The organism is Streptomyces sp. NPDC111744, assembly GCF_055634995.1.
Genome location: NZ_JBVKCG010000042.1, coordinates 23,570 through 33,923, shown reverse-complemented (window position 1 = coordinate 33,923; position 10,354 = coordinate 23,570). Strand labels below are relative to the sequence as shown.

The 10,354-nt window shown below is 68.2% G+C and carries 6 protein-coding genes; 3 read left to right on the top strand and 3 right to left on the bottom strand.

Going from position 1 to position 10,354, the window contains the following annotated elements:
* Positions 1–91 precede the first annotated feature (91 nt).
* Entirely contained in the window at positions 92–4,273 is a 4,182-nt protein-coding gene (locus tag ACZ7OO_RS42150) for a S8 family serine peptidase (RefSeq protein ID WP_471512699.1), read from the bottom strand.
* Between the two features lie 1,124 nt (positions 4,274–5,397).
* On the opposite strand from ACZ7OO_RS42150, the gene ACZ7OO_RS42145 reads away from it, so the two are divergent.
* Positions 5,398–5,850, top strand: coding sequence for a MarR family transcriptional regulator (locus tag ACZ7OO_RS42145; RefSeq protein ID WP_381240033.1), 453 nt, complete (start codon positions 5,398–5,400; stop codon positions 5,848–5,850).
* The gene (locus ACZ7OO_RS42140; RefSeq protein WP_471512698.1) at positions 5,850–6,161 is read left to right on the top strand and encodes a replication initiation protein, RepL2; all 312 of its coding nucleotides are present in this window, start codon (positions 5,850–5,852) and stop codon (positions 6,159–6,161) included. Before ACZ7OO_RS42145 ends, ACZ7OO_RS42140 begins: the two co-directional genes overlap by 1 nt.
* Before the next feature lie 198 nt (positions 6,162–6,359).
* On the opposite strand, the gene ACZ7OO_RS42135 is transcribed toward ACZ7OO_RS42140, so the two are convergent.
* Positions 6,360–6,797 (bottom strand): hypothetical protein, encoded by a 438-nt coding sequence (locus ACZ7OO_RS42135; RefSeq protein WP_471512697.1) that lies wholly within the window; start codon positions 6,795–6,797, stop codon positions 6,360–6,362.
* A gap of 251 nt (positions 6,798–7,048) precedes the next feature.
* Here ACZ7OO_RS42135 and ACZ7OO_RS42130 point away from each other — a divergent pair, with 251 nt between their 5' ends.
* Positions 7,049–7,933, top strand: a complete 885-nt coding sequence (locus tag ACZ7OO_RS42130) for a helix-turn-helix domain-containing protein (RefSeq protein WP_471512696.1) — start codon at positions 7,049–7,051, stop codon at positions 7,931–7,933.
* A 23-nt stretch (positions 7,934–7,956) separates the two neighbouring features.
* Here ACZ7OO_RS42130 and ACZ7OO_RS42125 read toward each other — a convergent pair whose 3' ends face one another.
* Positions 7,957–9,885: a maleylacetate reductase and hydroxyquinol 1,2-dioxygenase domain-containing protein gene (locus ACZ7OO_RS42125; protein ID WP_471512695.1), complete on the bottom strand. Its 1,929-nt coding sequence runs from the start codon at positions 9,883–9,885 to the stop codon at positions 7,957–7,959.
* Between the last annotated feature and the right edge of the window lie 469 nt (positions 9,886–10,354).

Sequence of the window (10,354 nt, the reverse complement as noted above, 5' to 3'; positions counted from 1 at the left end):
GGGCTCCAGCTTCGCCCACTGTGCGTTCGTCAGATCGTGCCGTCCCACGAAGTGGATCTTGACACATCAAGATCCACTTCTGAAACACACCCTAGTGCAGCAGGTCCAGGCGGTGGACCCCGCTGTTCACTGTCCCGACGTACAAGGCCTTCCCGTCCGGATCGGCAGCGAGGCTGGTGGCGTCGGTGCACTCCAGCCCGCCCGAGATGTTGTCCCAGGTGAGTCCGCCGTCCGTGCTGCGCAGCACGCCTCGGCCGTTCTTCAGCAGCCCGCTGGACGTGTAGCGGCCGGAAGCGGCGTACAGCGCCTGTCCCACCCGCTGCAGATCCATGACGCGGGTCGGAAGTCCACCGGTGTCGGAGGTCCGGAAGGTGCGGCCCCCGTCGGTGCTGAGCCTTATCCCGTTGCCTCCGACGAGCAGACGGCTCCCTTCGATTTCGATTGCCGACACCAGGCCGTCCGCCACCTTGGTGACTGTGACGCCCCCGTCCTCGGAGCGGAACAGCCCGTCGGAACCGCCCAGCCACAGTCGGCCGGCCTTCGCCGGGTCGACCGCCATGGCTTTGTAGCCGTGACCCTGGTAGAGCACGCGCCACGACGCGCCACCGTCATCGGTGGTGTAGAGGCCGGACTTGTCGGACCGGGAGAAGGAGACGTGGACCCGGTCCGGGTCCGACGGATCGGCCAGCAGGGACAGCGGGGTGCCGGAGTAGATCCCTCGCTCCTGCCAGGTCCGGCCGCCGTCGTCACTGCGCTCGACGCGGAACTGGCCGAGCACGGAGGAGTTGACCACCTTCCAGGCGACCTTGGAGTCCGGTCCACCCATGGTGACCTGCGTGACGACCGCGTCGTAGGCGCCCGGCGCGTCGGAAGGGCCCCACTCGGGGGACGGCACCGGCAAGTCGGTATGGAAGATGCCCGACTTGGTCGCGGCCAGCAGGTTCCCCCTGCTCACCGCCAGGGCGTTGATCGACGCCCCCTGGACTCCGATGCGGTGCGAGCCACTGCCGTCGGCAGCACTGCGGTAGAGGCCGTCGCCCTCGGACGAGACGGTGACTGAACCGTCGGGCCAGTGGTCGTAGTCGTCCAGCACCGTCTTGCGTGAGGGGAGCGGGAAGTCCGCCCAGGTCCTGCCGTGGTCATGGCTGATATAGGCGGTGTCGTCACTGCCCGCGCTGATGAGCAGGTCACCGTGATCGGCGTTGACGCTGTTGCCGGTGTAGGGCAGCTTCAGGGTCAGGGACCACGAGGCTCCCCGGTCGGAGGAGACCACCACGCCCTGGTCGATGACGTACGCGGCGATGGTGCCGGCGTCGGCCACGACGTTCCATATACCGGTGTCGTGGTAGAGCTTGTGGAGCGGACCGAGGATGCCCGAGGTCATGCCGGACCGTACCCAGACATCACCGGCGGTGGACAGGTACAGGTCGTCGCCGTCGACCGCGGCGGACGACACGAGGCCGTCGACCTCGGTGGACGAATCCTTCCACGAGACGCCGCCGTCCGTGCTCACCTGCGAGCCTTGTTCGGACACCGCGACCAGCGTCCGCGTCGCGGCATCCGACACGAACGCCTTGAGCGGACCCGTGGTCGTGTTCAGCAGCCGCCAGCTCAGTCCCTGGTCGTCCGTGCGCAGCATCCACGTCCGGTTCAGGACCGAGTCGTCGACGGCGTACCACCAGCGGTTCGGGTCATGGGCGTCGACAACCACCTTTCCGTGGCTGTCGGTGGAGGCGATCGGCAGCCGTCCCCGCTCGCTCCAGGTCCTGCCGTTGTCGGCGGTGAACCACAACGCGGCCTTGCCGCTCTGGACCAGCACCGCCTGCCCGGGTCGGCCGGGGATCTGGTTCAGCGTCCCCGACTCACTGCTGGGGCCCACCGGCTGCCAGCGGCCGACACCTGACGCGGGTGCGCTGACCTCGAACGAGTCGGAACCGATCAGAACCTGCCCGCTGACCGTCGTGGCCCGCGTCTCGACCTGGTAGACACCCGCCTCGGGTACGTCCAGCGCCCGGCTGTACCAGTGGTCGTGGTCGACCTCCGCGCTGTACGTGTGCGACGTTCCACGCGGCGAGATGACCGTCACCGTCGGGGATGCCTTGAGGTCTGTCGGGCTGTCGATGTACACGACGGTGTGGCCGTCGCTCGGGTCCGGGGACGCCTGCGTGTCCAGGTGGAGGACCGGCAGGAGATACGGAACGGACATCTGCGGGCCGCGCTCCGGCTTCGCCACGACGGCGCCGTCCAACTCGGTGTCCGTGAGCGGCCGTGCGGCCGTCAGCGTCACTGTTACCTCGCTCGTCCCGTGCGGGGGGAGGACGACACGGGCCGGACTGACCTTCGCGCACCCCGTGGCGGTCAACGACGCCTTGATGCTGCGGTCCGCGGTATTGGTGAGAGTCACCGTCCTGGTGGCCTGCATCGTGGCCTTCGAGAGGTCCGCCAGTCCGAAGGAGACGGTCGCCGGCGAAGCCGTCAGCTCACTGCGCGCGGCTGCCGCGATGTCGAGACGACCCGACCCCTGCGTCGTCACCGGCACATCGTCCAAGTGATGTGCAGTTCCCACGAGTTCGGATCTGATCTGCTCGGGCGACCGCTGGGGGTGGAGCTGCCTCAGGAGCGCCGCGGCGCCCGCCACGTGCGGCGCCGCCATCGAGGTACCGGACATCCGGTACTGGCCCGGCTTCCACAGCGCGGTGGGGACCGTGGAACGGATCTCCACGCCCGGTGCCACGAGGTCGGGCTTCAGATCGAAGCGCGAGCTCGGGCCGCGCGAGGAGAACGAGGCGATCTGGTCGGTGGCGTCCGTGCCGTGAAGCGTCAGCCTCAACGGACCTTTGGCCAGCCACTGCTGCAGAGTGGCGTACTGGAATTCGTCCGTTCCGAGGGTCACCAGCGAGTCCATGCGCAGGGAGTCACCCGACTCCAGTGCCGAGGGACCGCTGGGAGCCACACCCACCACGCCCGGCTCGGCAGGGACGGCCTGCGGGGCAGCGTCGCCTCCGCCGGGGCCGCCGATCAGCGCGATCGCGCCACGTTTCTCGGCCTCCCGGCTCAGCGACAGATGATCCGCCGTCAACTCGCCTGTGTTGGCAGGGACATAGGCCGAGGTGAGGACTATCTTGCCGTGTATGTCGCCCGCGCGCTGCCAGTCCTCCGGGCCGCCCGCGCCGATGTCCACCACGTCGGCGGTGGCCGGCTTCTTCGGCGGGTTGGCCGAGATCGCGCCACGGTACGACTGCAGCAGCTGCGGCTTCGTTCCGCCGGTGTAGAGGCTGGGCATCGACAGATCAGTGGTCGACGCGCCGACCGCGATCACTCCGTCCGCATCGGCCGGACTGTTGACCGTCCAGCCGTTCGGACCGTCGTTGCCCGCCGCGGCCACCACGACCACGCCTGCGCGAACAGCTGCTGCCGCCGCCTGGCCCAGCAGGTCGGTGCCGTCGCCCGCGGCCCCGAGGCTCATGTTGATCACGTCGGCGCGGTACAGGTTCGCGGGATCTGTGGCCGCTTCGATTCCGGCGATGATGTCGGATGTGAAGCCCGAGCCGCTGTCGTCGACGACCTTGTAGGCGGTCAGGGTGGCGCCGGGTGCGACACCGGTGATGCCACCGGGCTCGGCGGCACGGGCGGCCGCGATGCCGGCGACGTGCGTGCCGTGCCCGTTGTCATCCATCGGATCGTCGTCGTTGTTGACGAAGTCGTGCCCCGCGACGACCTTGTGTCCTGGCCCGAAGCCCCCGCCCAGGTCGGGGTGCGTGTAGTCGACACCGGAGTCGATGACGGCGATGGTGACGCCGGTGCCGTTGGCCCTGCCGCTCGGCGTCTTCTGCTTCCATGCCGCGGGTGCCCCGACGAGCGGCACACTGTCCTCGCTCTGCGTGTGGACCACCGTGTCCGGTAGGACGGAGGCGACCCCGGGCAGCCCCGCGAGACGCTTTACCTGACTCGCCGGAACGCTCATGGCGACGGCATCCGTGAGGAGTTCGAGATGTCGGACGATGTGAGGGTGCACACCCGCGGCCGTGGCCGACCGGAGGAACTGCTTCTGCTCGGCCCCGATCTGTTGGCGGCGTTCGCCGATCGCAGCCGTGTCGGACGTGGTCAGCCGACCGCGGGAGGCGGCTGCCGGCGCCGCCGCCAACCGCACGATGACCCGTTGTTCGGGATCCTGCGAAGACGCTGAGGCCGCGGTGGGCGCAGCGGTGAGGAGCCCACTCGCCACGGCGAAGGCGACGCCGGCGCCGAGTGAACTTCTGAGGGAAGATCGCATAAGTGCAGGTGATATGTGACGCCGACCTGCCACGGCAATCGTCTGACGGCCTGCGAGGCAGGTGTCAGCACGTAGGGGCGGAGTTGGAAACAGCAGGTCCAAGAAGATCCGGCAACTCTTGCTCGGTGAAGCCGGGTCATGTACGGGACACCCAGCCGGGCTCTTACAGGTGACCTGCGTAATGACTGCGGAGGACCCGGCCGCTCCGGCCGTGCAGAAGGGGGCGACGCTGATACGTCGGCGAAATCGCAGAGCTCTCCTGACGCTGCATCGCCGTTGACAGGCGCGGGTCCGACCCGCCCCCCGGCATGGCCTTGGCCCGTCCCGGGAGTCGACGTACGTTGTGCAGTCCGATGGTGGTTGCGGCGCGTGGTACCAGGGGCCTTCGCCGGCCCCTGGACCCCGCTGCCCCGCCACTTCCCGGCGCGAATCCGTACGTCGTGGCGGACACCGTGCGCGCCGGAAAGCGGCGGGTTTCGTACCCGGGTGCGGGTCGTGGGCAGTGGCCGTGCCTGCGCACCGGAGCCCAATGCGCTGCGCTACCGATGAATTGCGCTGCGACGGGGCGGACCTGGGTGGGCGGGCGGGCGAACAGTTCCGGCGTCGTGACAAGACGGGCAGCCTGAAGTCGTCACGCACCAGGGCTACACCGCATGAACCCGCACTCGGGCACCTCCTGTACAAGATAAGAGAGTGCGCCCTTTATTTGGCCCCTGACCTGCACTTATGTCGATAACAGGGGGATCCCTGGAACCGTGAAGCAGTTCCGCCCGCCGTAGACCACGATCGGCAGACATGAGTACCCAGTTCGCAGGATCGCATTGCCCAGTTCTGTCAGCCGTGCACCACGTTCCTTCGGACTGGCACACGGATCCTGAGAACCGCCACCACGTCCACAGGAACTGGACACCACGATTCTGTGGACTTACCAGATTGACGTGACGCACATGACTCCATGGGGGAGGAAACGTTGTGCTGGCTGCCCGTCGATGGCCTCCGCGGCATCCGACACGGCCGACAGGCGGAGTTGATTGACTTCCTGTTCATGTACGTTAGGTTCATCTGACCGGCTCCTCAGCCGTCCCACATGCACCAACCAGCAACCCCCTTGCGCGGAGGGCCCCTTGGGAGCAGTACGCAGACTGGTGGACGCCGACACCGGCGAGCCGGTCCCTTATGCGCCGTACGCCTTCTCAGGTAGGCACACACAGGTCGACAAGGCACGCGTCGAAGCCATCACCGAATCGAAGGCGTTCACGCCCAGTCAGAAGTTTCTCGTCCTGTGGTGGATCGGAGTCTCGCCCGAAGGAATGGAGCCGCTCCGAGCCACCGGAGCGGACATCGGCAAGCGGGTAGGCATGTCCACCGATGCAGTCGGGAAAATCAACAGGAAGCTGGCCAAACACCGCATCCTGATCGTCCGCGGACGGATCGGCAACTACAACTTCTACCGAATCAGCCCCTACATTGCGTTCCATGGGACGGGTGTCGAGCAGCGTGAAGCGGTGAGGACGTGCAACCCGCCGGAGATCCCCGGATTCGACGAGACCGCACCTGCGCGGTGGGAGGCCCAGTGATGAGCAACGACGACAAGCACGAGAACCTCCAACTGCTGGAGAAGACCGCCGGCATGAGCGCCAACCAGCGCCTCGTCGTGATGCTGTACGCGCTTCACCCCACCGACCGATCCGGCGCCGTGCTCGAGACCGCCGCCAACCTGGCCAAACTCGTCGGCATGGCAGCGCCTGTCTTCAGCCGGACCCGCAAGCAGGTCATCGAAGCCGGCTGGCTGGAGGAGACCGAGAGGATCGGTCACATCAAGTACTACCGCCTCGAACCCAAGCGCCTGGGCCAGAGCGTCGTCGTCCCGCTCCGCCGCGCGACATAACGTTCCGCGGAACGTACCTCATTGACGTCACGTACATGAGGTGCGATCCGTAGGACGCCCTCCTTCACCTCTGGGCAATCGGCCCGGCCCGCCGGGACCCCGCTCCGGTTGCAGAGGATCGCGACAGGGCGCTCCACGCCTGTCGTCGCCGTCTGCCCGATGCCGTGCGTTCCCTGCGCGGCAGCCTCGGCCGCTCCGTCAGACCCCGAGTTTTCCGAGGGTCCACCCGGACACCGAACTCAGCCTGCCGCGCCAGAAGGGCAGAGTGACCGGGCTGGCGCCGGGTACGAAGAGAGTGACGTCTTTCAGATGCACGAAGCGCGGTCCGTGTTGCGCGGAGTCGCCCTGTCCGCTCGCGTCCTTCTGCGCCTGTTCGAGCAGGCGGTCCACGGTGTCGGGGAACAGGCCCATCGACCCCGGGCCCGCGTTGGCCTTCGTGAGGACGGTCTCCGTCCACAAGGACTTCCAGGCGTCCCGGGAGACCAGGTCGCCGCTGATCACACCGCTGGCCGTGCCCAGTGTGATGCTCATGCTCGTGACGCTCTCCCCGCTCTCGACCATGGTGAGGAGCAAGGAGAGGTAGAGGTCGGGGACCGGCTCGGTGGTGACGATGCCGCTACCTTCTGAGCTCGTCATGGTGGTTTCCTCCTGTCTACCCAAACGTCGGCGGAAGCGGCATTTCTTCCTCTCCGGCATCCGATCGGTCGGGCGTCGCCGTCGTGGCGACCGGTGGGCCGAACCCGCCGGTCTCCCCCGGGGGTCGGTGGGATGTGCACCGATCGGCGATTGGGGACGCAGTGGGGTAGCCTGGATATTTCTGTATCGGTCAATCCAGTTAAGGTATCAACCAAACCTGGATGACGCGAGTGCGATGAGGAGGTAGTGCTGTGCCGGAACTCGGTCTCGCCGACACCCTCGGGGTCCTGCAGCAGCCTGACGTACGGACCCGGTCCAGCAGCGCCGGACTCGGCTTAACGGATCTCTACGTGTCGTCCCAGCGCGAGCACCCCTACCAGGCGGACTTCGCGCCCGCCCCGACCCACCTGCTCATCCTTCATCTCAGCGGATCTGTCACCGTACGACGTGGTCAGGGCTATGCGACCGAGTCGCGGACGGTCTCACCGGGCGGCCTGTTCCTCCAGCCGGCTGGCAGGGAACTGAGCGTGGAACTGACAGGCGGCCTCGACACGGTCCACGCATACCTCACGGATGAGGCACTGCGCGAGGCCAACGAGGGGCGACCGGTCGAGCCGGCCGAAGAGCTTGGCGTCATCGACCCGCTCGCCGAGCAGCTCATGCGTGAACTGGACTCGGTCGTCGACCATTGGGAACCGTCGGCTCGTACCTACGTGGACCAGCTGACGAACATGCTGGCCGCACAGGTCGTCCGACGGCACGTCTCCCGTCTGACCGCTCATGCTCCGGCGCTCTCGCCCTCTGGCCTCTCCGACCGGCAGCTGGCCGCTGTGCGCGACCTCATGCACGATCGGATCGCCGAACCCCTGCCGGTCGCCGACCTCGCTTCCGCTGCCGCGCTCAGTTCCAGCCAGTTCACACGCCAGTTCCGCGCGAGTACGGGCCGCTCACCGCATCAGTACCTGTTGGGTCTGAGGCTGGAGCGCGCCAGCCAGCTGCTGCGCACCGGCTCCGCGCCCATTGGACAGGTGGCCCTCGAGTGCGGATTCTCCCACCAGGAGCACCTCACCAGAGTGATGCGCAGCCGACTGGGCACCACTCCGGCCGCAATGCGCCGCGAGGGGCGGAGGCGGTAGAACCCGCCTCCGCCGACCCCAGGTCAGTCGACCATGCGGGCGATCCGGAAGGTGTGCTTCAGCAGACGCCATTCCCCGTCGCGAGCGCGCCCGTCGGGCGCGGGTCCGGTCTGCGGGGCGAAGTCGACGATGAGCGGGTCCTTGACACCGAAAACCGTATCGCTGTCGAGATGGGAGCCGTCCGCCACGAACAACTGCGTGATCAGGCGGCGATGGCCAGGTGCGCTGATCATGAAGTGGACGTGCGGGGCGCGATAGTGATGGCGGCCGACCGCGTCGAGCATCTGCCCCACCGGGCCGTCGCCCGGGATGGGGTAGTGGGAGGGGAGAATAGACCAGAAGGTGAGGCGGCCGTCGGCGTCGGTGCGCAGTCGGCCCCGCAGTACGGGCCCTTCCTGATCGGGGAGCTGAACGTCGTAGAAGCCGTCCTCGTTGGCCTGCCAGACGTCGACGACTGCGTCCTTGAGCGGCTCACCGGAGGTGTCGGCGATGGTCACGTCCGCCCACAGCGGAGTTCCGGGAAGGCCCGCCGAGATGTCGCTGCCGTGCTCGGCCTCGGGCGGGCCTTCCACGTAGAAGGGTCCCAGTACGGCGGAGGGTGTGGTCTCGGGAGTGCGGGAGTTGGTCAGGACGTCCACGGCACTGGAGATGCCCAGTACGTCCGAGAGCAGCACGAACTCCTGCCGGATCGGGCTGCTCAGCTGCCCCGTCCGGGTGAGGTGGTCAATCGCGTAGCTCCACTCCGACTCGGTGACGTCGTGCTCCGCCACGTAGGCGTGCAGGTGCCGCACCAGGCCGCTGAGCAGGTCGCGCAGACGGGCGTCGGGGGCCTGTGCGAAGCTCGCCACGACCTGCTCGGTGAGCTGGGCCAGGACGGTGGCCGTAGTAGCGGGGCCCTCGGGCCGCCGCCCGTTCCAGGCGTCGGTCAGCAGTCCCTCGATGCCCTCGCGGGTGAGGTCCCGCGGGTTCGGGTACGGCGTCGCCAAAGCGAGCTCGGCCGCGTCGGCCAGGCCGGACTCGGGCATGCCCAGCTCACGCAGTGAGGTCGGCCCGCCCAGGGAGGCGACGAGGTCGTACAGGCCGCTCGCGGCGTCGGGCACATCGAGAGCCTGGGCGATGCGGCGCATCACCTCCGGGGCGGAGGGAGCGTTGTACGCCAGTACGTGGGGCAGGATCACGGTGTGGGTCTCGGCGTGCGGCAGGTCGAAGCTGCCGCCCATGGTGTGGCACAGCTTGTGGTGCAGCGCCATGCCGACAGTGGCCAGGCACGTCCCCGCCAGCCACGCCGCCTGCAGCAGATCGGCTCGGGCCTCGCGGTCAGCCGGGTCGGCAGCCAGGCGCGGCAGTGCCCGCGCGATCCGCGAGATCGCCTCGAGAGCCTGGCGGTCGGTGGTCGGGCTGGCGTCAGCGGAGTACAGGGCCTCCACCGCGTGGGCCATGGCGTTCACGCTGCTGGTGATCGAGGTGGGCAGCGGCAGTGACAGCGTGAGGTCGACGTCGTAGACGACGGTCTCCGGCAAGATCGCGGCCGAGGACTGGGTGATCTTGCGGCCGTCGCGTGTCTCGCCGAGGACGGGGGTGGCCTCGGAGCCGGCGTAGGTGGTCGGCACGACGACCTGGGGCAGGCCGGTACGCAGGGCCAGTGCTTTCGACAAGCCCGTCGTGGAGCCGCCGCCGACCGACACCAGGCAGTCGGCGTCCGCCTCGCGCAAAACGGTGAGCGCCTGTTCGGTCACCTCCACCGGCGTGTGCATGACGGCACCGTCGAACTCCGCGGTCACTAGGCCGCCGAGTGCCTCCCGAACGCGTTGTGCCGCCTCTTCGAGCGCAGGGCCGGACACCAGCAGGACCCGCTTGCCGCCGAGCCGCCGCACTTCCTCGGCAAGCCGGCCGACGGTGCCGGAGCCGAAGACCACTCGTGCCGGATGGGATGTGTGAACGAACGTCCGCATGGGGCGCTGCCTCCGCGCTTGAGTCGGGATCTGTGAGGGTCGCCTTCCAGCTTGCGGCCCGGACGTGGGCGAATTCCTGCACGATCGACGCGTATCCCTGCAGGAACGAAGCATCATCACCGGACCTTCCCTCGCGACCCGGCACCCGTGAGCCGGACCGCCCGCTCGATGGTCCGCGCTTGCACGTCGTCTGGCCGATGCGGCGTTCCTGCGGACTCGGTCGGCCTCGTTCGCGGAGGAGCCATGCCCTGGCGGAACCGCCCTCCCGACCCGTAGACGGAGAAACCCGCCAACGCGGCGGGATCCTTCGCGAACTCGACCGTCGTCTCCTGGCCGACGCCCGCGGCCGCGCGGTACCACGCCCTCGCCGATGATCAACGACGACTGGTCATGACACGGGTGGCCGGCCCGCGGCTGGCATCAATCGGACCTGCTTCCCGCCTCGCATCGATGGGCCTTGCGGCTCTTC

What these genes read in the sequence shown, in the direction of transcription:
- ACZ7OO_RS42135 (WP_471512697.1), bottom strand. Translation starts at nt 6,797, where the DNA reads ATGACGAGCTCAGAAGGTAGCGGCATCGTCACCACCGAGCCGGTCCCC.
- ACZ7OO_RS42150 (WP_471512699.1), bottom strand. Translation starts at nt 4,273, where the DNA reads ATGCGATCTTCCCTCAGAAGTTCACTCGGCGCCGGCGTCGCCTTCGCC.
- ACZ7OO_RS42140 (WP_471512698.1), top strand. Translation starts at nt 5,850, where the DNA reads ATGAGCAACGACGACAAGCACGAGAACCTCCAACTGCTGGAGAAGACC.
- ACZ7OO_RS42125 (WP_471512695.1), bottom strand. Translation starts at nt 9,885, where the DNA reads ATGCGGACGTTCGTTCACACATCCCATCCGGCACGAGTGGTCTTCGGC.